The sequence below is a fragment of the Pseudanabaena sp. Chao 1811 genome, assembly GCF_027942295.1.
GTDB lineage: Bacteria > Cyanobacteriota > Cyanobacteriia > Pseudanabaenales > Pseudanabaenaceae > Pseudanabaena.
Map to the genome: position 1 here is coordinate 1,668,937 of NZ_CP101416.1, position 26,064 is coordinate 1,695,000.

A 26,064-nucleotide genomic window follows, 5' to 3' on the forward strand; every position below is an offset into this window, starting at 1 on the left:
ATTTATCAAGTTTCGACGGATCGCGAAATCTTCCAGATGAAATAGGTAGCGATCGCCAAAGTACAATTGCCAAATAGAGTCATAGCAGCTTGCACTGTCACTAGCCATTTCAGGGAATCAGCATTATCAAAGAAATGCCAAGTTACCGCACACATGGCACTGACTAAAGCAGGAAACATACCCCATGCTAATCCACGCCATCCGCGATCGGGATTTTGCTTGTCATATTGCCAAATGAGCCAAATTGCTAAAGCCCATTCAATTACGCTAGAAATATGGATAACCCATGTGGGTAAAGATAAAGAGTGCATAATTTTGTTGATAATTTCTTGATACAAAGCGTCAAGAAATTATGATTAATGTTTTGACTCGCGCATGGCTAAGAATTCACGAATTTGGCGATCGCTTGGTTGACCTGTGATCGCACCAACATCTAGCGTAGACAATGCACCTGCGGCACTAGCATAGGAGATGACCTCTTCTGCAAATTGCGAATCCTGTAGATGTGTAAGCGGACGATGATAGATCTTGTGAATGAAAGCAGCTAAGAAAGCATCCCCCGCACCAGTCGTATCGAGGGAATAGACAGGAAAAGCAGGATATTTACTTTGTTTTTCGCCTAAATAATAGCGACAGTCTTTATCGCCATTGGTAATAATGATGCCTTCAAGATGGCTATAGGCCTGTGCGATCGCCGCAGGACTAGTTAAACGAAATAGCAACTTGGCTTCATCTTCAGTCAGTTTTAAGAAATCGGTATATCGTAGCAACACTGGTAAAAGCTTTGCCACCTGTTCAGGATGCCTCCAAAACATCGCGCGCCAGTTGACATCAACGACCACCTTTACAAAATTTTCTTCGGCAAGCTTCAACGCTCGACCGATCGCCCGTGAAGTTAGAGGATTTGATAATCCAAGTGTCCCTAGCACTAAAAACTTCGCATCGGCAAATAAATGGGCGGGTAAATGCTCTGCCGATAGTAGAGTGTCTGCAAATACTGTCTTGGCATCACCGTTAAAGCGATTAAATTGGCGATCGCCTTTGGCATCACGGGTGACATATACCTCACGGGTGGTGGATTCTGGATGCACCTGCACGCCCGAAGTTTCCACCCCTGCGGCTCCCAATTGCTTGAGTAGATCTGATCCTGTGGCATCTTGCCCCACAGCACTAATTAGACTAACAGGTGTTCCCAGTTTGGCTAAACCACAGGCAACATTAGCAGGCGCTCCTCCTAAATAAGGCTTCCAAGTACTGACTTGGTCATAGGGAACACCCACATCTTCAGCAATCTGATCGATTAAGACTTCGCCAAGGCAAATTACACGCGGCATAGGCGACTTTATGACAATTATTATTGCAATTTAGACTTTCGCGATTCAATGATAGCAATAGCTGCATCCACTTTATCGGGGAATACAACGACAAGACTGCTTTGAGGAGCGCTATCCAAAGCGGCTGTGAGGGCTTCCGCTTCATCAAGAATTGTAATACAGGGAATATTGCCATTAACTTCTTCCACACCTTGACGGAGGAGATCAGCCACCACCCTTGGGCTACGTCCCCGCAAGTCCTTATCTTCTTTAATAAAGATGCGGCTAAACATATTTGCCGCTAGCTGTCCTAGTTCGATAATGTCTTCATCGCGACGATCGCCTGGTGCACCAATTACACCGATCGCTTCACCTTCCCATTTTTGGATAAAATCGGCGATCGCTTTAAATCCCGCAGGGTTATGAGCATAGTCAACTAAGGCATGATATTTACCCAAGTCAAACAAGTTCATACGTCCGGGGGTTTGGGCGCTAGAGGCAACGAAGGTAGCTAATCCCTGACGAATCTGCTCGATCTTTACGTCTTGCGTAAAAGCTGCCAAACTTGCGGCGAGAGAATTTTGAATATTGAAAGCAGCACGACCACCAAGGGTTAAAGGCACATTAACAGCCTCTTCAATCCGCAGTTTCCAATCACCTTTGAGAATTGTTAAATAGCCCTCTTCATAGACTGCGGCTACCCCTCCTTGGGCAATATGGGATTGAATTAAAGGGTTATCAGGATTCATACTGAAGTAGGCAACCTTGGCTTTTACTTCTTTTGCCATAGCGACAACCAATGGATCATCGGCGTTAAGTACGGCATAGCCGCTTGGTAAAGCCGTGCGTACCACGACACTCTTGAGTCTAGCGAGATCCTCTATGGTATCAATGTCACCAATACCAAGGTGATCCGCTTGGACATTCATCACCACACCGACATCGCAGCCATCAAACCCTAGTCCCGATCGCAAAATGCCCCCCCTTGCAGTTTCGAGAACCGCAACTTCAACGGTAGGATCGCGCAAAATCACTTGAGCGCTATAGGGACCAGTCGTATCACCTTTTTCAACTAAGCATTCGCCAATGTAAATACCATCGGTGGTGGTGTAGCCAACCCGCTTACCTGTTTGCTTGAAAATATGTGCAATCAAGCGCGTAGTTGTAGTTTTGCCATTCGTACCCGTAATCGCCACGATGGGAACTCGCGTCGGCGAACCTGCGGGGAATAGCATCTCAATTACAGGAGCAGCGACATTACGCGGTGTGCCAATGCTCGGCGCAGTATGCATTCTAAATCCGGGGGCAGCATTAACCTCAACGATCGCCCCATCGGTTTCGCGCACTGGCAAGGAAATATCTTCGGTAACAACATCGATCCCTGCAATGTCTAAACCAATAATGCGGGCAACCCGTTCCGCTAACCAAATATTTTCTGGATGAATCTCGTCGGTGCGATCCACAGATACGCCACCCGTACTGAGGTTGGCAGTTGCCTTGAGATAGCAAATCTGTCCTTTAGGAGGTACGGATTCGAGGGTAAAGCCTTGTCTGGCAAGGATATCTAGACTTGTGCGATCGATCTCAATGCGAGTGAGAACATTATCATGTCCATCACCACGACGGGGATCTTGATTGGTAATTTCAATTAGTTGGGAAATCGTGGATACGCCATCCCCCGTAACATTGGCAGGTACACGCTCAGCGACAGCAACAAACTTGCCATTAATTACCAAGACACGGTGATCGCGACCTGTATGGAAGCGTTCAATAATTACTTCCTCTGAGACTTCCTGTGCCATGTCAAAGGCAGCGATCGCCTCTTTCACTGTGCGTACATCAATAGTGATCCCGCGCCCATGATTGCCGTTAAGGGGCTTAATCACAATGGGGAAACCGCCCACTTCCGCGATCGCATCTTCTAAATATTTAGGTGATCGGATCGTAGTTCCCCTCGGTACAGGGACACCCGAATCCCGCAAAATCTGCTTGGTTCCCTCTTTGTCACAGGCAAGCTCAACTGCCAAGATCCCTGTTTTATTGGATAAAGTCGCCTGAATCCGACTTTGATATACACCATAACCAAGTTGAATCATGGCACGACTGCCAAGTTCTAACCAAGGAATCTTTTGTGCTTTAGCTTCGGCAACAATTGACTCGGTACTAGGTCCTAATTGTCCATCAAGGCGGATATCTCTTAAGTCCTTGAGATCCTCTTGTAACTCACTGGTGGCATAGGTTCCTGTTTCTAAAATACTAGTGCAAATCCTGACCGCTGCCCTCGCTGCATAACGTCCAGCCTGCTCAGTTTGATATTCAAAAACGACCTGATAAATATTCTGCTCAACCGTTGGTCGGATTGCCCCAAAATCCACCTTCATACCAACATAACCTTGCAGAGCGATCGCAATATCCTTGACTATCTCTGCTAAAAAATCAGCATCACTAATATCTTGGCGTTGCGCAATATCCTTTCCCGCTAAACTTGGCAGAACCTTAGTCAGGTTTTGATAAAAGCTAGCCCGTTGTACTTGAAAACCCTCTAAATCTAGGCGTGCAACTACAAGCTGATGCCGTTGAATACTCCAATAGTTTGGACCCCGTAATGTTTGGATTTTGAGAATTTTCATAGTCAAGCGTCTTTAAGGTGCATCCAATGCCTAAGGTTCGAGTATTTAATCCTAGCGATCTTATGGATCATCATTTTGTATAAATTGAACCAAATTGGTATTTTCAGCATCTACGGTGCTGAAAATACCACGATTTGCTAATCAGATATTTACTGATTTGAAAGGCGAGGGAACTTCAGCCCATTACTCTTCAAATAGCAATAATCTAAATTTTAGAGTGTCTCATCAGTATGTTGATGCTGTTGTGGCAAGGTCTCAATTCTCCCTGGGATAGGTTTTTGAGTGGGCTGTAATCCCGATAACATCCGCGAGAGTTGTAAGCCATCAAGGACGGGCTTAGTCTCACGGATTTTATGCCAGACCGATCGCGCCATTAGCAAGGAATGACCTTGACGTTGCGCCTGAATTCTTTCCAAATAGTCCTCACGCTCAGGCTGATAGTCCGCCGAAGATAGTTGCAGACTTGCACCTTCAGGGGATTGCTTAATCACAATTTGAGCAATCTGCGAAGTTAGTTCGGGATAGAGCCATGTATAAGCAGGATGTACCGTAAGCTGGCAATGGTGAACCAGTTTCTCATCGGGTTGATTGACCGTAGGACGCTGTAATAGCAAGTAAAAGTAACCGATCGCGGCTTTGCGTTGAGGCTCATAGACATAGCCCGACACATCTTGCAAATGGTTAATCAGCAAAGAACCGTGATTAATCAGCTTATCAAGCGCTTTGGAACGGAAATCATCGACATTAAGGTCATACACTTGCCGAATTTGTGGTGGCATCGCCGCAGTATCTAACTGATACAGCAAACTTGCATCGGCATTACTAACAGGCATCAAGTTGGGAAGATCGGGAGAATGCTGTGCAATCTCCTTAAGACTATCAGCACTAATTTCCCAATCCGTAAATTGGGCAAGGGGTTGAAACCCATTCTGACGATAGAGGGCGATCGTATCTTTTTGATTAATATCAACTTGCAGTACCCAAGTTCTTGCCTCTAGACAAGATTCGAGGCAGTAGCGGATTAGTTGTGTACCAACATTATGTTGACCATTCTGGGCTTCAGGCAACACAACAACACGATCAATTTTCCAAGTACTGCTGTTGTTATTAAACGGTGAAACTCGAATAAAGCCTTGGATAATCCCATTACATTCTGAGACATAGGCACGGACATAGGGTTTCAGGAGCGTTTGCACTGGGGCAGGCAACCAACTCGCAAGCTGATGTAAGCTAATTTTCTGACGACTACGACATCCACTAAGATCGCTCACAGCAATCTGTTCGAGATCTTGGGGCGAAGCAAATCGCTGAATAAACTCTAGATCTCGATGTTGAAGCGGACGGATCGTATTACCAAGCACTGGGAAAGATTGCATAACTGCTCGTGCTAGAAAAGAATTTAATAGATCTTAGGAATTGTTAAATTAGACGTTCACAGAGTGATCTTAATACATATCCCATAGAAGCAACCTGAAAAGCTATAAGTCTTCAGAAAAAAAGATGATGCCCTGCGTAGGGCATCATTGTCTAACTGAGTCTAATTAAAAAAGGTGCGATGTTGCAAAGATGGCATTTGGCGACGGATTTGATCGATGCGTGATGGTTGGATTTCTGCGATCGCTACACCTGTGCGATCGCCTGCATCGGCTAATACGATACCCCAAGGATCGATAATCATCGCATGACCGTGGGACTGACGACGTGGGGTGTGCATTCCTACCTGTGCAGGGGCAATTACATAACTCGTATTTTCGATCGCCCTTGCCTGTAATAAAACCTGCCAATGATCTTTACCTGTAAAGGCAGTAAAGGCGGCAGGCACAAATAGGACATTTGCCCCATTTTTAGACAAATGGCGATATAACTCAGGGAACCTTACGTCATAACAAACCGATAGTCCCAAGTTGCCATACTGCTCTGATCTATATACAGGGGGAGCTTCTTCGCCAGCAAGAATTGTTGCGGATTCCTGATAGGTATTGCCATCGGGCAGATTGACATCAAATAGATGCATTTTGCGATAACGAGCCAATTCTTCGCCTTCGCGACCAATCAGCAGGGCGGTGTTGTACATCTTGATCGCAGAGGAATTATTGGGAGTAGCTACTGGCACAGGAAATCCACCACCAAGCAACAGAATTTGATATTTTTGGGCGATCGTAATCAAAAACTTTTCGCTCTTTTCGGCAATTTCTGTAGACTGTCTCGTCTTTTCACTTTCGTCACCCAAAAACGAAAAGTTTTCTGGTAAACAAACTAATTCTGCACCTCGATTTACTGCCAGTTGGATCAAATCTTCTGCTTGAGCAAGATTTTTGTCTACATCTGAGACACTGGTCATTTGTACGGCGGCCGCCAAATATGACTTCATTGCAATCCTTAAAACTTTCCCACGTAATTCAATTGCGCTATACAGCACTTAATCTAGATTACCCTGCTATAGCGCTTTACGCTAAAAAACAATTGGGAGAGCGTTTATTGATGCTTGTCTCAATTAGCCCAGTTTACCAGTGACAATATAAGCAACCCTGAGACCAACATTTGTTGCATGATCTGCCATCCGCTCTAGGTGATGAATTGCTAATACCATCAGCATTACAGGCTCTAGAGGTTCGCCAAATACCCTTTGGGAAGCTATGAGGTTATAGATATTCTGATAATCATCGTCAACGGCATCATCCTTTGCCTTAATTTGAAGACCGATATTTTCATCAAGGTTAGCTAAGGCTTCTAAACTCATGGCAAGCATGGCTCGGCAGCGATTAGACATAATCTCCAATTCACCAAGATAAGGGGATGGTGGGTAAGGAAAAAGCTTAATGGCAATATCACCAAGATTTTCGGCATAGTCACCGATGCGTTCAATATCGCGGATTAACTGCATCAAAGCACTCAATAATCGCAGATCGCGAGCGACTGGTGACTGCAATGCAATTAAATTGATACAATCCATTTCAATTTGTCGATAAATTCGATCAATTTGCTTATCTTGAGGATCGATACGAGTAGCAGCTTCTAAATCGCGCTCAAATAAAGCTGCATGAGCTAAAAGAAATGAATTTTCGACAAGAGCGCCCATTCGCAAAGAGTCTTGTTCTAGGCGATGGAGTTGACGTTCAAACTCGCTTCTTGTCCTTTTTTGCGCTTGATATGAGGTTTCGACCATGGACTCCCACCAAATCAAATGGGATATGAAAGTAATGTATATTTCACATTCTTATATTACATCGTTACATAGGTTGTAAGTCTTGGGAGTATTTGCAAATACCACACGATAAATTAAGAGATGCTTGAGACCTAAAAAACTAGAGATCCTAAGCTCTCCAGTTTTTATTTAAATTATTGCTTGAGTTAGTTCAGAAGTAGTGATTTGGTGATCGCTATCTACACGATCAATACCTTGATTAAATAAAACCAATGTGGTGGAAGAATTTTGCTCAAATCCAATGTGCTTATAAAACTGTTGCTGATGGGTAGTCATTAAATATACCCGTTCCACATCGCAAACATGGGGGTGGGATAACACTGTCTGGACTAACTTGCGCCCTAAACCTGCCCCTCGATAATCTGGATCAACCACCACATCCCAAATGGTAGCGCGATAAACGCCGTCACTGGTGGCGCGAGCATGTCCAATTAAGCGATCGCCATCCCATACCGTTACGACTGGTTTAGAATTGGCGATCGCGATCGCTAGCCCTGCCACAGTTCGCTCCTTTGCCCAAAATGCCCCTATTTTTAATAATCCTTGCAACTGCTCTAAATCGACATCTTCTTGGCGATCGCTAAAGCGAATGTGGCGATTATCCATATGCTTGTCTTCCCGCATGTATTAATACAGCCTGTTGAGGCTTAAAGTAGTACAGAGAAATTTTTGAAAGCGCGTCGCAGCAACACTTTCAAAAATTTCTCTGGTTTTCAAGTCAGCGCAAAGCGCTGTACCAATCCTCAAATTAGCATTGCGATTTTGAGGATTTTAAAACCTTACTGGGTATTGTTTTTAAGTCTGTTGAGTATGGCTAAACTTCACAGACTTGATGTAACCCATTGCAATAAGGGTGACATATTGCCAATCCCATCAATGTATCTGTTTTTGCTGTATCTGTTTTTGCTACTGACAGTAATTTACTCTCTAAAAAAGAAAGGGCGCTTCGCGCCCTTTCTTTTTTACTTAGTTTACTTAGCTTGCCAAGGTTCAGCAATATAAACTTTTTTGGCTAACCCCAACACTTGTAAGAGGTTAATCACTCCCCAAGTTGGGTCAATTTCCCACCATTTCAAACCAGAGCGGGCAGATTTAGGATAAGCATGGTGATTATTGTGCCAGCCTTCGCCGTAGGTCAAAATCGCTGCCCACCAGAGATTTGTGGAATGGTCAGGAGTTTCGGCAAAGTTCTTGTAGCCCCACTTATGACAAGCAGAGTTAATCAACCAAGTGCTATGCCATAGAAAGACTGAACGTACAGCCATACCGTAAACCAAGAAGGACATGCCGAGTCCAGAGAATAACTTTTCACCAATCACATAGAGCAATGCTGCGAAGGGAACTTGCAAAAGCAAGAAGTATTTATCGAGGAATCCATAGTAAGGATCGCTAGCGAGATCGGGGGCAAACTTGTTGTAATAGGTACTCTTGAAATGTTCAGGCTTGGAGTACATGATCCACATGATGTGGCTCCACCAAAAACCTTTATTTGCCGAATAGGGATCTTTTTGATTGTCTTCTGTAAAACCGTGATGCTGGCGATGTCCACCCACCCAAAATACAGGACCACCCTGCATGGCTAAGGCTCCAACGGTAGCGATAATATATTCCAACCACTGAGGCACTTGGAAACTACGATGGCTCAGTAAGCGGTGATAGCCGAGGGTAATACCGATGCTGCCAAGGAACCAATGCAAGAAAACTGTAAGAATGACAGCTTGCCATGAAAAATAAAAAGGGGCAGCGAGGGCAGCGATATGAAATGCACTGAAAAAGGCAACATTTGTCCAGTTCAGTTTTTGTTCAGTTGAGATGGCTTCAGTAGTGGCGGTCATGAAATAACAACTTAAGGGGTGGTGAGGAGATGCAAGTATCACTTACAGTTATGTTAAGTCTAACTGTTTTTTAAGTAATAATGCAAGTATCACTTGCAAATCATCTCAATGGTACATGCTCCCATGTCTGTATCTCGGATTCCCACTCGCCAACGGATAGTGAACACAGCACTAGAACTGTTTGCTAGCAAAGGAATTACCGAGACCACTACCCGCCAAATTGCCGACTTTGCTCAGGTCAATGAAGTAACTCTATTTCGCCATTTTGGAAATAAACATGGTTTATTACTAGCAGTATTGCAAGAATGTTTGCAAAAATATTTGGTACTGGCTCAAGTAGGGGAGTCCTTGATGGTGTCTGATATTTCTAGTCAAAGCGATTTGCGTCGCTTTCTCAAATACTACATCCAGAGTTCTTTGCGGGCACTCGAAAGTGTGCCTGAGCTGGTGCGATCGCTCGTTGGAGAAGCAGGACAATATCCCGCCGAGAGTCGTCAAGCCCTTGCCCAAGGAATTAATCAGGTCAATCAAACGATCGCCACAGCAATTAATGATGTCTTGGCAAATTCGCGGCTGCAATATACTTTGCCACCGATTAAACTGGCTAACCTATTAAATACCTGTATTTTGGGCTATGCCGTGATTACCTTAACTAGTGATGTACAGGCAATCTGGCGCGATCGCGATGATTTTGTCAATACTCTTGTCGATATGTTTATCCAAGAGGTGAGTCCCCTCACACCCGCCCACCCAATTATCGATATCCCTGCGGAAACAGTACGCGAAATTCTACTGCAAGCGAAAAAATGCGGGGCAAAGGACTATGCGATCGCCTATTTATTGTTTGGGGCAGGGTTAATGGCGATTGATATTACGCGATTACGACTCAAAGATTATCAAATTCAATCGAATCACGGCATTTTACGCACTAAAGATACATCAAATCAGGTGCGGTCAGTCCCCCTCAATCAAAAAATTCTCGGTCATCGTTATGGCTCAGCAACTAGTAACCCCCTCAGTGCCTATCTAAAAGTCCGTAAACAGGAGCTTAAGGATCTCCAAAAGAGCCGCCACAATGGTGATGGCGATGAGATTGAGGCAATGTTTATTAGTGGCGATCGCAAGCCCTTAACCCTAGAAGAAATCGAACAGCTTTGGGGACGGTGGACACAACCCTATTGCAATCTTGACGGCTCACCTTTAGCAATTATGCAAGCAAGACATACTTGGTGTATCGAAATGTTAGCGAGGGGGATTGATGCTGACAGTTTTTGCATCATTAGCGGGATCAAAGTCAAAGAATTGCAGGCCTATCAAACCCGTCTCAATGAAAAATTAGCGATCGATAAAGCGATCGCCCTTGACTCTTAGTAAAGATCTTTGTAACGTCACGGGAGTTCGATAATGCCTTTTGCACGGCGCTTCGCGCCGTGCAAAAGGCGGAACATGGTAAAAATCGCTTAGCGATTTTTACCATGTTCCGCCTTCGTCGAACTGACGTTAAAGATCACTAGCAATCTCTATAACAACCCCTATACAAACAAAGTAGAGGCAATTCATGAATTGCCTCTACTTTGTTGAGCTATTTTCACCAAGATAATCAACTTAGTGTATAATTCGGGCGTTCTATGTACTCTATTTTGTGAGTGTATTGAATTAAATGTTTTTAGTGCGTTAGGTACGGAGCATCTTTTTTGAGAGGCAAACAGGTTGGCATTATCGGCACTCGGATCGGCATTTCCAATTGAAGTTTTGGGTAGAAAAGCAAAGTGAGAGTTCCCCTAGACTGTTACCGAATTCTTGGTCTAACACACCTATCAGGGCTAGATAAAATCCATCAAGCCCATCGTGATCGCCTGCTTTCTATGCCAAGGCGCGAGTATTCTGATGCCGCGATCGCCTCTCGCAAACGCATCATTGATAAGGCTTATGAACTTCTAATCGAGCATATAAATGCCCCCAAAGACAGCAATATTGATGAGTTAGCTGGGGATCAACGCCCAGTCGTAACGCTACCACCACAGGTTGAAGCTGATGAAAAAGACTTTGCGGGGCTATTACTAATTTTGTACGAACTCGGCGAATCCGAGAAAGTCCTTTCCCTCGCAAAACCCTATTACGACCCCGAAGAAGCTGAGTATCAGTCCGCAAGGATCTCGCCTCACGATCCTGACCTACTACTCTCTGTATCCTTATCTTTCCTAGATCTCGGGCGCGAATATTGGAAACAAGGTCAATATGAAGCAGCTGCCTCTTCTCTAGAGTCTGCCCAAGATCTGCTCCTAAGGGAAGGACTATTTCTCAGTATTCGCAGTGAGATTCAAGCGGATCTATTTCGCCTCCGCCCCTATCGCATTCTCGAATTGTTGGCATCTCCTGACAATCACACCAATGAACATCGCAAAGGAATGTCATTGTTGCAAGAAATGCTTGAGGCTCGTCGAGGCATTGATGGTTCAGGCAATGACTACTCCAGCCTTGGTATTGATGACTTTTTGCGCTTTATTCAGCAACTCCGCAGCTATATGACGGCGATCGAGCAGCAAACTTTGTTTGAAGAAGAAGCACGTCGCCCCTCATCCGTAGCCACCTATTTAGCGGTCTATGCCTTAATTGCGCGGGGATTCTCGCAGCGTCAACCTGCATTGATTCGGCGAGCAAAGGGCTTGCTGGTCAAACTGAGTGCCAAGCAGGATATTTATCTCGAAAAAGCAGTATGTGCTTTGCTCCTCGGACAAACCGAAGAAGCAAGTGCAGCGATCGAAAATAGTTCTGAAGACGATCAAATTGCCTTTATTCGTCAAAATTCTGAGGGTGCGCCCGATCTTCTGCCCGGATTATGTCTCTATAGCGAACGCTGGCTTCAGGAAGAGGTCTATCCCCATTTCCGCGATTTGATGAGTCAAATTGTGTCGCTCAAGGATTACTTTGCCGACGAGCAGGTACAAGCCTATCTCGAAGAATTGCCGAATACAGGCGCACTCTCATCAGACTGGACATCTCCTGTCGGGGGCGATCGCTTTGGGCTAACTCCGCCTATAGATGATACTCCACCTGTAAAGCGTGATTTGGAAACGAGTACTAGCAATGAACCAAGACTCTCGACCTATGCGCCTGAGACTCCAAACCGTTTCCAACGCTCCAGCACCCCTGTCCTTGAGCGTCCTTCATCCACATCATCCTCCAACGGTAGCGGTAATACTGCCCAAAGCTTGCCGCGATCGCGCCGCAATGTTCCCCCTGCAAGAAATACAGGCAGAAGTATTAACGAATCGGTTAAAGCAATTAATCGACCTGCAAATACATCGCCAAATTCATCCCATCCCAAACGCAAATTTAATATTGGTCGCTTAGCTACGGTTATTGTTGTGGCGATCGCCATACTTGCAGGTTCGCTCTGGTTAGTGGTTTGGGCTTTTCGGGCTTTAACTGGAGCTTCACGCACCGATGCCTCAATCCCTTTAGAAAAAACAATTACGCCCATAGTGCAAGCCATCAAAGAAAATAATGCTGCACCAACCGCCCAACCAGGTCCTTTAGATAAAGAAACAGCAACTAAAGTTATCGAAACATGGCAGGCAACGAAAACTAAAGCCCTTGGCAAGACCTACGAAGATAATCTCTTAGAAGAAATCTTGACTGATCCTGCTCTAAGTGATTGGAAATCAAGGGCTAAGGATTTAAAAGCCAGTAACTCTTATTTGCAGTATCAAGTTAAATCCAGCGAAGTTGATAAGGTCACGCCTGATGGTGATAGCAAAGCCAAAGTAGTTGCCAAAATTTCTGAGACTCGTAACTATTTTAATAATGGGGAGCTGGATCGTGGGGCATCGAAGGAAGATGCGAACTATACGGTGGAGTACGACTTAGTCCGCAAAGATAATCGATGGCTAATTCGTGAAATGTTGGTGTTTTAAGTAGCTAGCAAAACCATCGGCGCACGCTGCGCGTGCGCCGATGGTTTTGTCTCTATTAGCATTTTAAAAAAGTGGGGCGCTTCGCGCCCCACTTTTTTGTCTAGAAATCATCTGGGGGAATATCGTCATCTTCAGGCTCAATTTCTTCAGGGACAACCTTGGTCGCTGAAACGGCTACACCTGCGGAAAGTTTTTCGCGTACTTGTCGCTCAACCTCCTGAGCAAATTCTGGCTTATCTTCCATGTACTTGATCGTATTGTCGCGACCTTGACCGATGTTGTCACCTTGGTAGCTATACCATGCCCCCTTACGGACGATGATACTCATTTCCTCGGCTAGATCAACGAGACAGCCGAGAGTAGAAATGCCTTTACCAAAGATGATGTCGAATTCAGCAATACGGAAAGGTGGAGCGACTTTATTCTTAGCCACCTTAACCTTGGCACGAATCCCATATTCTTCTGTGCCTTTTTTGAGGGTTTGGATACGACGAATATCGAGACGCACTGAGGCATAGAACTTGAGGGCAGTACCGCCTGTAGTTGTTTCAGGACTACCATAAGATACGCCAATCTTTTGACGTAATTGATTTAGGAAAATGACAATGCAGTTCGATCGCCCTACATTTGCTGTGATTTTACGCAATGCTTGGCTCATCAATCGGGCTTGCAAACCGACATGGGAAGCACCCATTTCGCCTTCGATTTCAGCACGGGGTACAAGTGCGGCAACGGAGTCGATCGCGATGATATCGACAGCCATTGATCGCACGAGATTATCAACAATTTCTAATGCCATTTCCCCTGAGTCAGGCTGGGAAATCAGCAGGTTATTAATATCGACACCAACACTTGCCGCATAGGTAGGGTCGAGGGCATGTTCAGCATCCACAAAGGCAGCCACACCACCACGTTTTTGGACTTCGGCGATCGCATGGAGTACTAATGTCGTTTTCCCAGAGCTTTCAGGTCCATATACTTCGATCACCCGTCCTTTGGGCAAACCACCGCCAAGGGCAAGATCGAGGGGCAATGCGCCACTAGGAATTGTCTCAACGCGCATGTTCGTCGCATCACCCAAGCGCATGATCGAGCCTTTACCGTGATCCTTCTCGATCTTTTGCATGATCGCATCGAGCGCCTTCTTTTTCTCAGGGCTGATGCTCGCCTTTGCTAATTGAGCATTTGCTGCTTGGGCGATCGGGGTAGCCTTATCAACTTGACTATTTGCCGTTGCAGAAGAATTTTTCGCCATTGCCTTTCGAGGTTGATTTCGTTTAGTAAGTCTGCCTCATTATGACACTAATATTCCTTAGTTGGCTTTGTTTAATTCATACTGAATTTTAAATGATTACCTTACTATGACTCAAATTTAGATATTTGTACTAAAAATTCGCAACATTTATTTAAGGTCGAGCACTCTTTTCAAGCAAACGAGATATAGCCAACAACTTCTATTAGGACATGTGGGGCGGCGCTTCGCGCCGCCCCACAATATTAAGATTACCGACAGCTAAACATAGGTAAAAGCGGCGCGTGAACCACAGCTTTTACCTATGTTTAGAAGAAATATTGTGCTAAAAGAAACGCAACATTTGTAAAGTCTAGTGTCAGAATTGAAATAGGTAATTTTAGCTAATGGTTGATCTTAATGTCTTCGGAACATCCACCAGTAATGTTGGTGGACGGCTACAACGTGATTGGACTATGGCGACACTTGCAGGAAATTCGCGATCTGCGGGGGTTTGATGTGGCGCGATCGCATTTAACCGAGACAATGGTTAACTTTAGCGCCTATCACGGCTATAAAACCACATTAGTCTTTGATGCCTATGTGCAAGCTACACCCGCCAAAGCCGAAAGGATTACCAAAAATCTCAAGCTATATTTCACCGATCATAACGAAACTGCGGATACTTATATTGAGCGTCAATGTGGCAAATACCGACGCGATCCGCTCAGGCATTTAAAAAGAATTATCGTGGTCACTTCCGATCGTGCTCAGCAACTTACTGCCGTTGGCTTTGGGGCAGAGTGGTTATCAGCAACGGCTTTAGAGCAAGAAGTAGAAGCAACTCTGCGATCGGTACAAAGTCGGCAAAGACCGCAAAAGGCAAATACCAATAATCTATTAGGCAATCGCATCGATAGGGACACCAAAGACAAATTAGCCAAGTGGCGCAATCGACTGAATTAACGTCAGTTCGACGAAAGCGGAAAATGGTAAAAATCGCTAAGCGATTTTTACCATTTTCCGCCATTTGCGCGGCGCGAAGCGCAAATGGTGTTATCGAACTCACGTTGAATTAACATTTTTCGCCTGCGTTGAACTAATGTTGAATGAAGGATATGGAGTAAAAATGATTATTTGCTTCAAACAATCATTTTCAATAATCATTGCTTTGCAGAAAGTTGCCCAACCATTTCTGCCCGTGATGAAACCTCAAGTTTACGGAACATCCGCTTCAAAGCCTGTTTGACAGAGTTTTCTGTAATCCATAGCTCATTCCCTATCTCTACATTGGTGTGTCCACGAGCCACCAATTCCGCAATTTGCAACTCGCGAGGCGTTAAGCGATCGCTTCTCAGAGGTTGACACTGCAAGCTATTAGTTGCGCTCCAAGCTGATAAATGCAAACAGATTGCGCTCAAATCGACTAAGTTTTGCATATCAAAGCTAGTCATAGACTTCTCACGGGTACAGCCGACTACACCCACTAATTGACCACTATTGACAATGGGACCTGCCATAACATGCCAATGATCGGGACGGGGACAAATTAATGACCAGACTTTGGGTGTTAGAACTAAACCTTCATGGACAGGAGAATGTCTCTCAACGAGATAACGGGCAATGGGATTATGTTCGACCGATAGCGCCACATTCAATATTTTCTGAAAATCGCGATTGCCCAAATGTAATTGGTCAAAGAAAAAAATCGCCGATCGCGTAGCTGCAAAATATTCACCAATTTTCGGTGCAACCTGCGATCGTAAATTGTGCCGATCCTGCGATTGGTTGATTGCTTCAAAGATCAGCTTTAAGGGACTTGTCATAGCGCAAACTTTTAAACGAAGTGTACCCGATCGAGGTCTAGAAGAATTAAAGCACTCAACTTAATATTACTCTCGTTCTCCCAAATGGATTGAAATGATCGCAATGATACAGGAATCTATCTTCAGTCCCTTCTTTGCAACCATACTTCTCACAATTTTAGTGTGGGTATACATGTATATTCGCCGCATCAATTTTATTGTGAGCAGAAAGTTAACTCCCAAAGAGCTTACACCAATTTCCCTCTCTCAGTTATCTCCTCCAGCAGTATCCAATCCATCAGACAATCTCAAAAATTTATTTGAACTTCCAATCATTTTTTATGCGCTGGTCTTCTATCTCTTCATCACCAAACAGGTAGATTCAATATATGTCAATGCAGCATGGATTTTCTTTGGGTTTCGCACTTTGCACAGCCTTGTCCACTGCACATTCAATCTAATTATGTTGCGATTTTATCTCTATTTGATTTCCGCGATCGCCCTATGGTTTATGACAATGCGTGCAGTTCTAATGTACTTTAACTCGTAAATCCACTGACATCGAGTTAGGCTTGCAAACATCTCATAAATTAGCACCATCCAAAATCATGGGTGCATTTCGCTCTACTTTACTTTAGGAAGTGCATGTTTTATCGTTGAAGCTAGATAGTTTAAATTCGTAGGAGTAAAGCCGTATAGTGCTTGATTTAAGTGGAAAGATTGCTTTAATCACTGGTGCATCGCGAGGCATTGGTGCGGCTGTTGCTCAACAGTTAGCTGAGCGGGGAGCCGATATCGTCATCAACTACCGCAGCAAAGCACATCGTGCTGAAGAAATTGCCGCAAATGTGATGGCAACTGGACAACGTGCAGTTCTCGCACAGGCAGATATTACCAATGAAGAGGAAGTTGGCAAAATGATGCAGAACATTGTCACTGACCTGACAAAATTAGACTTGCTAATCCTGAATGCCAGTGGTGGCATGGAAAAGGATAAATCCACAGACTATGCGATGGAGCTTAATCTTAAGGCTCAAGAACGATTAGCAGATCTAGCAGTTCCCCTAATGAAAGATGGTGGGCGAATTGTGTTTGTGACTAGTCACTTAGCGCATTTTTATGGACAAAAGCCTGTAAGTGCAATCTACGAAAATGTTGCTGCAAGTAAATACGCAGGAGAACAGGCACTTCGCGATCGCATTCCCAAACTCACTGAAAAAGGGATTAGTTTGGTAGTCGTTAGTGGAGATTTAATCGAAGGGACAATCACACCAAAATTAATGGAACGCGCCAATCGAGGATTTATTAATGAACGGCGTGAACAAGCAGGCACATTACCAACTGTTGCTGATTTTGCAAAGGCGATCGCTGATGCTTGTGCAAGTACCAGTCTCCGCAGTGGAGAGACTATATTTGTAGGAAGTACGGAATGGTAATTAGAAGCAAAGGGGGCGCTAAGCGCCCCCTTTGAGAAACTAACTTCTCAAAGTTGCTTGGAACTTCTCTTCGAGTAAATCGCGGACTTTCTGATGCACGGGGTTAATGTCGGCATCAGTTAAGGTGCGATCGCTAGCTCGATAGACTAGTCTGAAGGCAAGACTGCGAGAGCCTTCGGGAACACCTTTACCGATGTATTGATCGAAGAGGGTGACGGAATCGAGTAACTCGCCGCCCACATGGGTAATCGATCGCTGAATATCGGCAACGGTGAATTTAAGTGGTGCAAAGAAAGCAATATCGCGATCGCTACTGGGGTAAGTCGAGAAGGGCTGGAAGGTAGGAATTGATTTCTTCATCATCGCATCGAGCAAGGTGTAGAAATCTAACTCAAATACATAAATTTCATCGGGAAGTTCTTTCTCAGCGCGTAACTGAGGATGCAATTGTCCAAACGTGCCGAGGCGTTCACCCGCAATCCAGAGAGAAGCAGTGCGTCCGGGGTGTAAGCGATCGTCCTTTTGATCGGGCTGATATTCCACAGTAACCGAGAGATTGTGGAAAACGGAATCAAGTAGCCCTTTCGCTTCATAGAAGTTTAGAGGCTTAGAATCATGCTGCCATGCTCCCACGGTGGGATCGCCGCCGAAAATACCTGCAATGCGATCGGTTTCATCGCTACCCGCTTCATCGAGCCAGAATACGCGACCAATCTCAAAACCATTCAAGATGCCATTACCTTGATTAATATTGAAGGCGCAAGCGTCAATCAAATTGGTGAGCAAGTCGCCGCGCAAGGCTCCATACTCGATCGCCACAGGATTATTGATTTTCACCTGATGGGACTCGGTGGGACTGCATAGGGACATATGCATGACTTCCGTTAAGCCCACAGCACGGAAGGCGGCGCGAATCATCCGACCACCTTCTTGATCGGCGGAGAGGAAGCCAAACTCGGTTCTGGCTGGCAGAGTTTCTACAAATTTGTCATAGCCATAGATCCGCGCAATCTCTTCTACGAGGTCAATTTCTCGCTCGATATCCGCATAGCGATAGGGCGGAACGGTTACTTTCCAAGTAGCATAGCTGCCTTCTTCAATGGGTTGCTTTTCCAATTCAAAGGACAAGACCTTGAGGGTTTGCTCAACTTCTGCTTCGGAAAGAAGAGGCAAGACACTTTCATCTTCGCGATCAACTTCACCGAGGATTTGCCACACTTTGGTTAAGCGCAAATCAATCACCCGCACTTCCTGAGAACGCGCATCGGCAACACTTTGCTCAATAACCTCACCACCTGCGAGTTCTACAATCATTTGGATTGCTTTGGCGGTAGCTGACTCGATCGCTGCCTGATTGACACCCCGTTCGTAGCGTGCCGAAGCCTCAGTGCGTAAGCCCTGAGCGCGTGCCGATCGCCTTGTCGTAACTTGCGTAAACAGTGCCGCTTCTAAAACAATATTGGTCGTTTGGTCAGAAACTTCGGTTTCTGCACCACCCATCACCCCTGCGATCGCGATCGGTTTATCGCCAGAGGTAATCAAAAAGTTCTGACTGGTGAGAGTGCGATCGGCATCATCAAGGGTTTTAATTTTTTCGCCAGCCTTAGCAAAGCGCACCCCGATATTCAGATCCTTGTCCAAGGTATCTGCATCAAAGGCATGGAGCGGTTGTCCCCATTCCAACAGAATGTAATTGGTGATATCGACAATATTGTTGATCGATCGCATTCCTGCGGCTTCCACGCGACGCTTCAGCCATTCAGGAGATGGGGCAACCTTTACGCCTTTAATTAATGTGCCAATATAAGCTGGGCATGATTTTGGATCTTCCACCTTCACCCAGTTGGCAACCTTGAGCTGAAAATCTTTAGTTGCTACGGGTAAACGCACCTCTTTACCGAGCAGAGCCGCCACTTCACGGGCAATCCCTACCACACTCAAGGCATCAGCACGGTTGGCTGTCGAAGTCACATCAAGGATGGCATCATCTAGCCCTAGCAACGGGCGCACGTCTGCACCAACGGTTAAGCCATCAGGAAATTCATGGATGCCGCTTGATTCTTTGGCTAAGCCAATCTCAGCGAGGGAGCAGATCATCCCCTCAGAACGCTCACCCCGTAGCTTAGTGGGGCGCAATTTTAAATCAATGGTTGGTAAATAAGTCCCAATCGTGGCTACAGGCACAAATAAGCCCTGTCTCGCATTTGCCGCACCACAGACAATTTGCAGGGGTTCGGGTGCGCCAATATCAACTTTACATACCTGTAATTTATCGGCATTAGGATGGCGATCGGCGGTGAGGATATGACCAACGACCACGCCCTCAGCCCATGTTCTGCGGTCTTCGATGGACTCCACTTCAAAGCCTGCCATCGTGAGTTTTTCTTCTAGCTCTTGGGGCGAGAGATCGCAGTCAACAAGTTCGCGGAGCCAATTCAAAGAGATACGCATTGGGATTTTTAGAGAAAAGTGTAGGGAAAAGTGTTAAGAAATATTCAGGTTATAGTAGTTTAGCAAAATCCGCACGGCAAACTTGCGAACTGCATTTCGCAGTCTACGATATTTGCCTATTCAAGCAAAAGTTCTCTCCACTGATAAACATTTTGAACAAAATGATTTGGGTGACTTCTTCAGAAATTAGATAAGTAGTTGGACGCAATTAAATATAAGGCTAAAAGCCTATTTTGCAAGCTGATCATGCTCCATAGGCTTTTATTCTGACTTCTCATGATGCCCAGCTACTGAAATGGAAAGATCAATTCTAAAGAGAAAGGAATTTTTACAGTCTGTTAAAACTTGAATTAGTACAGATAAATTTTGAAAGCGTGGCAAAGCAACGCTTTCAAAATTTATCTGTTTTTTAATACAGCGCAATGCGCTGTGTCTCCGCGATCGCAAAGAAATACTTGAAAGTCAATAGGAAACTTCTAGTCTCAATAATGCTATTCAAGAAATATAGGCAACCTGCTACTTCAAACCAACAGGAATCAGAAGGCTCAAAACCCAAACCTAAAAAATCTAATTTGCAAACATTGCCTCAGAAGCAAGTTTTTGAGGAACATTACAGGCTGGGATGGTTAGTGCGACGATCGCAATAGTTTAAAATGCAGACAACCTTTAAAATTCCTTTAAAATTTTTGTTTCGCATGATCGATTCGCCCCAGCCAGTTGAACAACCCTTTCATAAATTTCGCAAGGCGATCGCCAGTAAGGAATTTCTAATTACAGCTGAGGTATCTCCCCCTAAGGGCAGTGACCCCACGCATATGCTCGCACAAACGCGAGCGCTCAAGGGGCGCGTCCATGCCGTAAATATCACCGATTCCAGTCGCGCTGTGATGAGCATGAGTCCTGTGGCAGCTTCGGTCTTAATCCAGCAGCAAATTGGTATTGAAACGGTATGCCAGCTTGCTTGTCGCGATCGCAATCGCATTGCTTTACAGGGAGATTTATTTGGCGCTGCGGCATTAGGAATTACAAATATTCTTGCCCTCACTGGTGATCCAGTAAAGGCTGGAGATTCTCCCGATGCGCGATCGGTATTTGACTATGAATCAGTGCGCCTACTGCAATTAATTCAAAAACTCAATCAAGGCATTGATGCCAATGGCAAGGCTCTACCGCACCAAGGTACAAATTTCTTAGCAGGAGCTGCCGTCGATCCGCAGTCACGCAGTTGGTCAGGTTTGCAAAGACGCTTCGAGCGCAAGATTAATGCGGGGGCACAATTTTTTCAAAGCCAATTAATTACGGATTTTGATCGCCTTGATAAATTTGTCAATCAAATTGCGAACCAATCGGATAAACCCGTGTTAGCAGGCATATTTCTCATTAAATCCGCAAAAAATGCCCTCTTCCTGAATAAATATGTACCAGGGGTACAAATTCCTGAACATATTATCGATCGCCTAGCCAAAGCCAAATCACCTTTACAGGAAGGACTAGCGATCGCGGCAGAACAAATCCAAACAGCAAGACAAATCTGCCAAGGCGTACATATCATGGCAATTAAAGCTGAACACTTAATCCCTGAAATTCTGGATCGCGCAGGTGTATCCGTTATCTAAACTAAGCAAAAAGTGGCTACGCTATTTTTTTAGTTGCTAGGTAGCTGGGTGCAATTAAATATAAAACCCAAAAACCTGTAGCGCATGCTGCGCGTGCGCTACAGGTTTTTACTCTGGTTTGTAATTATGCCTAGCTACTTATATCTTTTGAGGGGTTTGTATAGCAAGCTTCTCAAAAGGTCAGCACTTTCGGTTAATCTAGGAAATAACCCTAACTCACATCTATGGCAAGACGTAGATATTCTTCAACTCTGAACACGCCACCTACTGAACCACGGTCGAATGGCACAACGACCAAACTCGCGATCGCAGGTGCAATTTTTGCGGTCGGTATTGGTGTCGGCATTGCCCTCTCTACGCTCAACCCCACCCCCCGTACCGTTGACGCAATCCGTTTAGATAACCTCGCCCCTAGCCGAGATTTTTGTAATAACTATGGTGCATCGGCGATGGTGATGAGTAGCCGAGTGTACGTCACGCTCAACCCCTTTAACGTATTTATCAGCCAAGCAGAACCGATCCCTGGTTGTGTGGTTCTGCCTAACAACTGGAATTTGCTCTTGCAAAAAAATGTAATTAAAGAAGCCGATATTCGTCAGTGTAAAGATCGGATGAATACCTTTGGCTTTACAGGCGATCTTGAAAAAAATCCTAGTGTTGACTGCATTTACGAAAGTAAAAACGCTACGGAAAAGTTTACTAATGGTTTACCAGCCACACCTAGCCCCAGTCCTAAACCCTAAACATCAAGATGCATTAAGTGCATCTTGGTATAAAAAACAAAAAGGGACGCTTTGCGTCCCTTTTTGTTTAGCATTCATCAAATGCTTCTAGGTCTAGTAAATGTCGATATGGCTCGGCTAGGTCTGAGCCTTTAAAAGCTAGCGATCGCAAAATATGCCAATCTCTAAGACTCTCAAAAGCATTGGTATAGTCATCACGCTCTAGACGATCTGCAATTTCTGCAACATCCGCCGCAGTAAACTTACTAGGATCAACTTCTGGCGCTTCACCGATAGTATCCTTTGAGGGGTTATCAACCATATCCTATGACAGGCTCGTGAACGGAGAGAGAGGGATTCGAACCCTCGGTACGGAGTTACCTGCCGTACAACAGATTAGCAATCTGCCGCTTTCGTCCACTCAGCCATCTCTCCAAATTTATTAGGAATTATATCTTAGCAGATGCTGGATACAATGCAACCCTAAATTATTGAATTTATTAAACTTTATTTTGGCTTTATTTGATCTGGTTTCATCAAACACAAATATTTTGTCATATTGACAGCATCAAAACTGCTATTTCTAGCCTATGGGTTCGCCGTAGCCAAACATGATAACCAAGCTCTATGTTTACTAAGATTTACGCGCACATTGGTTTAAAACTTGATTAGCATGTTCCGTACAACATCCGCATTGTGTACCCAATAGCGTTAATTCCGACAACCGCGCAATTGAGCAAGCTCCCTTACCGACTGCTTTTTGAATATCTTTCTCTGTTACTGCATGACAAATACAAATATACATTTGCGATTTTGCTCTCCTAAATATAAAAGGATAAAAGGGTTATATAGTGAAAATTTGATAACGACACCCAAATGTTATAGAGCGAACCTCACTAAAATTGAGGGGAGGAATCTTTTGGCTAAACCTGAAATCTATCAGCATCAGCCAATAGCTCTTTAAAAAATAATTTAGTTTTATTGCAAGTAATTCTCATTATTCTCTATGATGCTAAATTAGTCAAGCATGACATTGCAGGTTTCAAACACTTATAAAATATTTGGCTAAATGTTTGAAATGTTAGGAATTATCATTATTGAGAGCAATCTTTGTAATAGAGATTACTATTGAAAACTGCTATAAATAGTCTCATGCTAAGTAAATCTAGGATAGTTGGCTATGCAAGGACAATTAGAAGTAAAGAGTCAGTTAAATGAGGCTCTTAAGGCTCAACTGACTGCGATCAACCAATATTTTCTCCATGCGCGGATGTGCAAAAACTGGGGATTGAATCAACTCAACGATCGCGAATATCGCTATTCAATCAAAGCCATGAAACAGGCTGATGAGTTGATTGAGAGAGTCCTATTTTTAGAAGGTCTGCCCAATTTACAAAGTTTGGGGAAATTGCTGATTGGAGAAGATGTACCTGAGCTGTTAAACAATGATCTGGCTCTCTGTACCGAGATTCGGGACGGATTAAAGGTAGCCGTAGCAACCTGTGAGACCCAGCAGGACTTTGTCAGTCGGGATTTGTTTGCCAAGTTAGTGGAAGAGACCGAAGAACAAATCGACTGGATAGAATCGCAACTTTGGCTAATTGAAAATTCGGGATTACCTAATTTCTTACAGTCAATGATTTAGCTATTTTGCAAATTATTGGTTTGATGGAACATCCCATTAAATTCTGGAACTTTTACTTTAGAAATCAATTGAGGAAAATCATGAAAGGTAGTGAGAAAGTCTTACAACAGTTGGCGAAGCTGTTGCGTGGTGAGTTAGCAGCGCGTGACCAGTACTTTACTCACTCACGGATGTATTTAGATTGGGGGCTGAATAAACTATATGAGCGCATCAATCATGAGATGCAAGATGAAACTCAACATGCAGCTTTATTGATTGAGCGCATTCTATTTCTAGGTGGTACACCCGATCTATCACAACAGGATGATCTCAACATTGGAAAAACAGTACCAGAGATGTTGCAGAATGACTTGGATTATGAGTATAAAGTGATTGGAGATCTCAAAGAAGCGATCGCTATTTGTGAAAGCGAACAGGATTACCACAGCCGTAAAATTTTACTAGGCATTCTCACGGATACGGAAGAAGATCATGCCTATTGGCTAGAAAAGCAACTCAAGTTAATTGAGCAACTCGGTTTACAAAATTATTTACAATCACAGGCATAGTTCGCTCGTTGCCCTAAATAATTTGTATTAATTAAGGATTGGCAGTGATCACCATGGTTAATCCTTAATTAATACCTGCATCAAATCCCCTACAAAAACTTGAATAGCTCTCAAGTAGACGATACCATTCGTGATTGGAACCCTACTCTCAATCGCTCTAACATCATCGAAGAGAACTACATTTCATGTCTGAAGTTAATCCTCCTTCAATTAGTCAAACAATCACAAGTCGCATAAATCAAATTCGTGCCAATATTCCGCCGCAGGTAAAGCTTGTTGCGGTCAGTAAATACACCACTACAGAAGCAGTGCGTGCTGCCTATGCCGCAGGGATCCGAGACTTTGGCGAATCAAGAGTACAAGATTCCAAAGTCAAACAAACGGAACTTGCAGATTTAACGGATATTACTTGGCATATGATTGGCTCCTTGCAAAGTAATAAGGCAAGGCAAGCAATCGCCCAATTTGATTGGATCCATTCGCTTGATCGCCTTAGTCTTGCCTCACAATGCGATCGCTTAATTCAGGAACTAGGGAAATCACCAAAATTACTATTGCAGGTAAAGCTGGCGGAAGATCCTCATAAATCAGGTTGGACAGAAGCAGAGCTATTAGGGGATTTACCTCAATTAGAGAAGTTGCAAAACCTTGATATTGTGGGACTGATGACAATTTTGCCTTTGGGCTTAAATGAGGCTCAAGCCTATGAGGTATTTAGACGCTTAGGGGAATTAGCAGCAAAATTGAGATCGCTCGGTTGGACAAATATTAAAGAACTCTCAATGGGAATGTCGGCAGATTATGCGATCGCCATTAAGGCAGGTGCAACCATCATTCGAGTAGGAACCCAGATTTTTTCAGATTTTAGCAGCCGTGAACATATTTAAATGATCGGCAAATAAGAAAAATGCAATAAGTAGCTAGGGCATAATTAAGTTAGCTTATAATTAGCGTGCATGAAGCAACATAGCCGATTGTCAATGAGAGGAATCTATGAACAGACATTATCAGTACATTTCTCCAATTTGGGCGCTCCTAGGACTAGTAATCATTAGCAGTCCTGCATGGTCTCAACCAAGTGAATCAATTCAGCCACGGAAAGGTGATGCCGATCTCTTACGACCTGCCCAAGGTCTGCCCATTTCTCCTACTAATATCAAGCAATTTTCAATAGAAAGAGACATACGAAATACCAATCTCAATATTCAAAATACCTATCTCAAAGTTGAAACTGTCCAGCCTATTGTCCCTGGTAATTACAACGCTTCTCCGCAGAAAGTCAATCGGTCTGGAAATTTTAGTAGCGACCCTCTCAACGCTGTCCAAATTTTTCAAGAAACTTCTACACCTCGTCGTAATTCAAACTAGTTAAAATTGACAAAGTTTCCTGTAGTGTTTACATAAACTAACGTGAGTTCGATAACGCCATTTGCGCGGCGCGCAAATGGCGTTATCGAACTCACGTTAAACTATTGAGAGAAGAAAAACAAAAATTAATAACCAAAGCAGAAAGGGACTAGAATCAATGATTCTAGCCCCTCTTCCTTCTTATCTAAAATTAAGCTTGGCATCGAGCTATTTTCCCGTAGGGCTACCCCTAAAGTATCTTCACCGTGACAGCGTTTCACATCTGAGTTCGGGATGGGTCAGAGTGGTTCCACCGCACCATAGACACCAAGCAAACTTATAAGGTCTACCTGATAGGAATAG

The 26,064-nt window shown here is 44.2% G+C and carries 24 protein-coding genes, 1 tRNA gene and 1 rRNA gene; 11 read left to right on the forward strand and 15 right to left on the reverse strand.

Going from position 1 to position 26,064, the window contains the following annotated elements; translation table 11 throughout:
- Positions 1-5: 5 nt before the first annotated feature.
- From NMG48_RS07880 to NMG48_RS07915, 8 genes are all read right to left on the reverse strand, one after another.
- Positions 6-311, reverse strand: a complete 306-nt coding sequence (locus tag NMG48_RS07880; protein ID WP_271254718.1) for a DUF2499 domain-containing protein — start codon at positions 309-311, stop codon at positions 6-8.
- A 45-nt stretch (positions 312-356) separates the two neighbouring features.
- The gene (locus tag NMG48_RS07885) at positions 357-1,334 is read right to left on the reverse strand and encodes a carbohydrate kinase family protein (protein ID WP_271254719.1); all 978 of its coding nucleotides are present in this window, start codon (positions 1,332-1,334) and stop codon (positions 357-359) included.
- A gap of 20 nt (positions 1,335-1,354) precedes the next feature.
- On the reverse strand, positions 1,355-3,943 hold the full coding sequence (gene cphA / locus NMG48_RS07890; RefSeq protein ID WP_271254720.1) for a cyanophycin synthetase: 2,589 nt from the start codon (positions 3,941-3,943) through the stop codon (positions 1,355-1,357).
- Positions 3,944-4,155: 212 nt separating this feature from the next.
- Positions 4,156-5,319, reverse strand: coding sequence for a GNAT family N-acetyltransferase (locus NMG48_RS07895; RefSeq protein ID WP_271254721.1), 1,164 nt, complete (start codon positions 5,317-5,319; stop codon positions 4,156-4,158).
- A gap of 161 nt (positions 5,320-5,480) precedes the next feature.
- Complete coding sequence (locus tag NMG48_RS07900; protein ID WP_271254722.1) at positions 5,481-6,314, reverse strand: carbon-nitrogen hydrolase family protein; 834 nt, start codon at positions 6,312-6,314, stop codon at positions 5,481-5,483.
- A gap of 123 nt (positions 6,315-6,437) precedes the next feature.
- Positions 6,438-7,109, reverse strand: a complete 672-nt coding sequence (gene phoU, locus NMG48_RS07905) for a phosphate signaling complex protein PhoU (protein ID WP_126389511.1) — start codon at positions 7,107-7,109, stop codon at positions 6,438-6,440.
- A gap of 168 nt (positions 7,110-7,277) precedes the next feature.
- Positions 7,278-7,754: a GNAT family N-acetyltransferase gene (locus NMG48_RS07910; RefSeq protein WP_271254723.1), complete on the reverse strand. Its 477-nt coding sequence runs from the start codon at positions 7,752-7,754 to the stop codon at positions 7,278-7,280.
- A 365-nt stretch (positions 7,755-8,119) separates the two neighbouring features.
- Positions 8,120-8,983 (reverse strand): acyl-CoA desaturase, encoded by an 864-nt coding sequence (locus NMG48_RS07915; RefSeq protein WP_271254724.1) that lies wholly within the window; start codon positions 8,981-8,983, stop codon positions 8,120-8,122.
- A 123-nt stretch (positions 8,984-9,106) separates the two neighbouring features.
- Here NMG48_RS07915 and NMG48_RS07920 point away from each other — a divergent pair, with 123 nt between their 5' ends.
- A complete protein-coding gene (locus NMG48_RS07920) occupies positions 9,107-10,354 on the forward strand; it encodes a TetR family transcriptional regulator (protein ID WP_271254725.1) in 1,248 nt (415 codons plus the stop codon).
- A 398-nt stretch (positions 10,355-10,752) separates the two neighbouring features.
- Positions 10,753-12,900, forward strand: a complete 2,148-nt coding sequence (locus tag NMG48_RS07925; protein ID WP_271254726.1) for an IMS domain-containing protein — start codon at positions 10,753-10,755, stop codon at positions 12,898-12,900.
- Positions 12,901-13,000: 100 nt separating this feature from the next.
- Here NMG48_RS07925 and recA read toward each other — a convergent pair whose 3' ends face one another.
- Positions 13,001-14,026: a recombinase RecA gene (gene recA / locus NMG48_RS07930; RefSeq protein WP_345961252.1), complete on the reverse strand. Its 1,026-nt coding sequence runs from the start codon at positions 14,024-14,026 to the stop codon at positions 13,001-13,003.
- A 525-nt stretch (positions 14,027-14,551) separates the two neighbouring features.
- On the opposite strand from recA, the gene NMG48_RS07935 reads away from it, so the two are divergent.
- The gene (locus NMG48_RS07935) at positions 14,552-15,097 is read left to right on the forward strand and encodes an NYN domain-containing protein (protein WP_271254727.1); all 546 of its coding nucleotides are present in this window, start codon (positions 14,552-14,554) and stop codon (positions 15,095-15,097) included.
- A 197-nt stretch (positions 15,098-15,294) separates the two neighbouring features.
- Here NMG48_RS07935 and NMG48_RS07940 read toward each other — a convergent pair whose 3' ends face one another.
- On the reverse strand, positions 15,295-15,957 hold the full coding sequence (locus NMG48_RS07940; RefSeq protein ID WP_271254728.1) for a LuxR C-terminal-related transcriptional regulator: 663 nt from the start codon (positions 15,955-15,957) through the stop codon (positions 15,295-15,297).
- A 94-nt stretch (positions 15,958-16,051) separates the two neighbouring features.
- On the opposite strand from NMG48_RS07940, the gene NMG48_RS07945 reads away from it, so the two are divergent.
- Both NMG48_RS07945 and NMG48_RS07950 read left to right on the forward strand, forming a co-directional pair.
- The gene (locus NMG48_RS07945) at positions 16,052-16,486 is read left to right on the forward strand and encodes an MAPEG family protein (RefSeq protein WP_271254729.1); all 435 of its coding nucleotides are present in this window, start codon (positions 16,052-16,054) and stop codon (positions 16,484-16,486) included.
- Positions 16,487-16,634: 148 nt separating this feature from the next.
- Positions 16,635-17,372 (forward strand): SDR family oxidoreductase, encoded by a 738-nt coding sequence (locus NMG48_RS07950; RefSeq protein WP_271254730.1) that lies wholly within the window; start codon positions 16,635-16,637, stop codon positions 17,370-17,372.
- Positions 17,373-17,411: 39 nt separating this feature from the next.
- On the opposite strand, the gene pheT is transcribed toward NMG48_RS07950, so the two are convergent.
- Positions 17,412-19,823, reverse strand: coding sequence for a phenylalanine--tRNA ligase subunit beta (gene pheT, locus NMG48_RS07955; protein ID WP_271254731.1), 2,412 nt, complete (start codon positions 19,821-19,823; stop codon positions 17,412-17,414).
- Positions 19,824-20,518: 695 nt separating this feature from the next.
- Between pheT and NMG48_RS07960 the strand changes: the two genes are divergently transcribed.
- Together NMG48_RS07960 and NMG48_RS07965 are read left to right on the forward strand one after the other, a co-directional pair.
- Positions 20,519-21,439 (forward strand): methylenetetrahydrofolate reductase, encoded by a 921-nt coding sequence (locus NMG48_RS07960; RefSeq protein WP_271254732.1) that lies wholly within the window; start codon positions 20,519-20,521, stop codon positions 21,437-21,439.
- A gap of 224 nt (positions 21,440-21,663) precedes the next feature.
- Positions 21,664-22,182: a DUF3172 domain-containing protein gene (locus NMG48_RS07965; RefSeq protein ID WP_169363030.1), complete on the forward strand. Its 519-nt coding sequence runs from the start codon at positions 21,664-21,666 to the stop codon at positions 22,180-22,182.
- A 67-nt stretch (positions 22,183-22,249) separates the two neighbouring features.
- On the opposite strand, the gene isiD is transcribed toward NMG48_RS07965, so the two are convergent.
- The 3 genes from isiD to NMG48_RS21685 form a co-directional block, all read right to left on the reverse strand.
- Positions 22,250-22,483 (reverse strand): protein IsiD, encoded by a 234-nt coding sequence (isiD, locus tag NMG48_RS07970; protein ID WP_126389545.1) that lies wholly within the window; start codon positions 22,481-22,483, stop codon positions 22,250-22,252.
- 21 nt (positions 22,484-22,504) lie between these two features.
- Positions 22,505-22,596 (reverse strand) — tRNA-Ser (locus tag NMG48_RS07975).
- 199 nt (positions 22,597-22,795) lie between these two features.
- Positions 22,796-22,966, reverse strand: coding sequence for a (2Fe-2S)-binding protein (locus NMG48_RS21685; protein ID WP_345961232.1), 171 nt, complete (start codon positions 22,964-22,966; stop codon positions 22,796-22,798).
- A gap of 375 nt (positions 22,967-23,341) precedes the next feature.
- Here NMG48_RS21685 and bfr (NMG48_RS07980) point away from each other — a divergent pair, with 375 nt between their 5' ends.
- The 4 genes from bfr (NMG48_RS07980) (at position 23,342) to NMG48_RS07995 (ending at position 25,722) form a co-directional block, all read left to right on the forward strand.
- Positions 23,342-23,806 (forward strand): bacterioferritin, encoded by a 465-nt coding sequence (bfr, locus tag NMG48_RS07980; RefSeq protein WP_271254733.1) that lies wholly within the window; start codon positions 23,342-23,344, stop codon positions 23,804-23,806.
- Between the two features lie 80 nt (positions 23,807-23,886).
- Positions 23,887-24,354 (forward strand): bacterioferritin, encoded by a 468-nt coding sequence (bfr, locus tag NMG48_RS07985; protein ID WP_271254734.1) that lies wholly within the window; start codon positions 23,887-23,889, stop codon positions 24,352-24,354.
- Positions 24,355-24,563: 209 nt separating this feature from the next.
- Positions 24,564-25,241 carry a YggS family pyridoxal phosphate-dependent enzyme gene (locus NMG48_RS07990; RefSeq protein ID WP_441339188.1) on the forward strand — a complete coding sequence of 226 codons (678 nt, stop codon included), beginning with the start codon at positions 24,564-24,566 and terminating at the stop codon, positions 25,239-25,241.
- Between the two features lie 106 nt (positions 25,242-25,347).
- Positions 25,348-25,722 carry a hypothetical protein gene (locus NMG48_RS07995; protein WP_271254736.1) on the forward strand — a complete coding sequence of 125 codons (375 nt, stop codon included), beginning with the start codon at positions 25,348-25,350 and terminating at the stop codon, positions 25,720-25,722.
- Between the two features lie 194 nt (positions 25,723-25,916).
- Here the strand turns inward: NMG48_RS07995 and rrf are convergent.
- Positions 25,917-26,033: ribosomal RNA gene (gene rrf, locus NMG48_RS08000) — 5S ribosomal RNA — on the reverse strand.
- Between the last annotated feature and the right edge of the window lie 31 nt (positions 26,034-26,064).

Bases quoted from the DNA above. Each gene is read 5' to 3' on its own strand.
- NMG48_RS07880 (WP_271254718.1), bottom strand. From the start codon at position 311: ATGCACTCTTTATCTTTACCCACATGGGTTATCCATATTTCTAGCGTA.
- NMG48_RS07885 (WP_271254719.1), bottom strand. From the start codon at position 1,334: ATGCCGCGTGTAATTTGCCTTGGCGAAGTCTTAATCGATCAGATTGCT.
- cphA (WP_271254720.1), bottom strand. From the start codon at position 3,943: ATGAAAATTCTCAAAATCCAAACATTACGGGGTCCAAACTATTGGAGT.
- NMG48_RS07895 (WP_271254721.1), bottom strand. From the start codon at position 5,319: ATGCAATCTTTCCCAGTGCTTGGTAATACGATCCGTCCGCTTCAACAT.
- NMG48_RS07900 (WP_271254722.1), bottom strand. From the start codon at position 6,314: ATGAAGTCATATTTGGCGGCCGCCGTACAAATGACCAGTGTCTCAGAT.
- phoU (WP_126389511.1), bottom strand. From the start codon at position 7,109: ATGGTCGAAACCTCATATCAAGCGCAAAAAAGGACAAGAAGCGAGTTT.
- NMG48_RS07910 (WP_271254723.1), bottom strand. From the start codon at position 7,754: ATGGATAATCGCCACATTCGCTTTAGCGATCGCCAAGAAGATGTCGAT.
- NMG48_RS07915 (WP_271254724.1), bottom strand. From the start codon at position 8,983: ATGACCGCCACTACTGAAGCCATCTCAACTGAACAAAAACTGAACTGG.
- NMG48_RS07920 (WP_271254725.1), top strand. From the start codon at position 9,107: ATGTCTGTATCTCGGATTCCCACTCGCCAACGGATAGTGAACACAGCA.
- recA (WP_345961252.1), bottom strand. From the start codon at position 14,026: ATGCAAAAGATCGAGAAGGATCACGGTAAAGGCTCGATCATGCGCTTG.
- NMG48_RS07935 (WP_271254727.1), top strand. From the start codon at position 14,552: ATGTCTTCGGAACATCCACCAGTAATGTTGGTGGACGGCTACAACGTG.
- NMG48_RS07940 (WP_271254728.1), bottom strand. From the start codon at position 15,957: ATGACAAGTCCCTTAAAGCTGATCTTTGAAGCAATCAACCAATCGCAG.
- NMG48_RS07945 (WP_271254729.1), top strand. From the start codon at position 16,052: ATGATCGCAATGATACAGGAATCTATCTTCAGTCCCTTCTTTGCAACC.
- pheT (WP_271254731.1), bottom strand. From the start codon at position 19,823: ATGCGTATCTCTTTGAATTGGCTCCGCGAACTTGTTGACTGCGATCTC.
- NMG48_RS07960 (WP_271254732.1), top strand. From the start codon at position 20,519: ATGATCGATTCGCCCCAGCCAGTTGAACAACCCTTTCATAAATTTCGC.
- NMG48_RS07965 (WP_169363030.1), top strand. From the start codon at position 21,664: ATGGCAAGACGTAGATATTCTTCAACTCTGAACACGCCACCTACTGAA.
- isiD (WP_126389545.1), bottom strand. From the start codon at position 22,483: ATGGTTGATAACCCCTCAAAGGATACTATCGGTGAAGCGCCAGAAGTT.
- NMG48_RS21685 (WP_345961232.1), bottom strand. From the start codon at position 22,966: ATGTATATTTGTATTTGTCATGCAGTAACAGAGAAAGATATTCAAAAA.
- bfr (WP_271254733.1), top strand. From the start codon at position 23,342: ATGCAAGGACAATTAGAAGTAAAGAGTCAGTTAAATGAGGCTCTTAAG.
- bfr (WP_271254734.1), top strand. From the start codon at position 23,887: ATGAAAGGTAGTGAGAAAGTCTTACAACAGTTGGCGAAGCTGTTGCGT.
- NMG48_RS07995 (WP_271254736.1), top strand. From the start codon at position 25,348: ATGAACAGACATTATCAGTACATTTCTCCAATTTGGGCGCTCCTAGGA.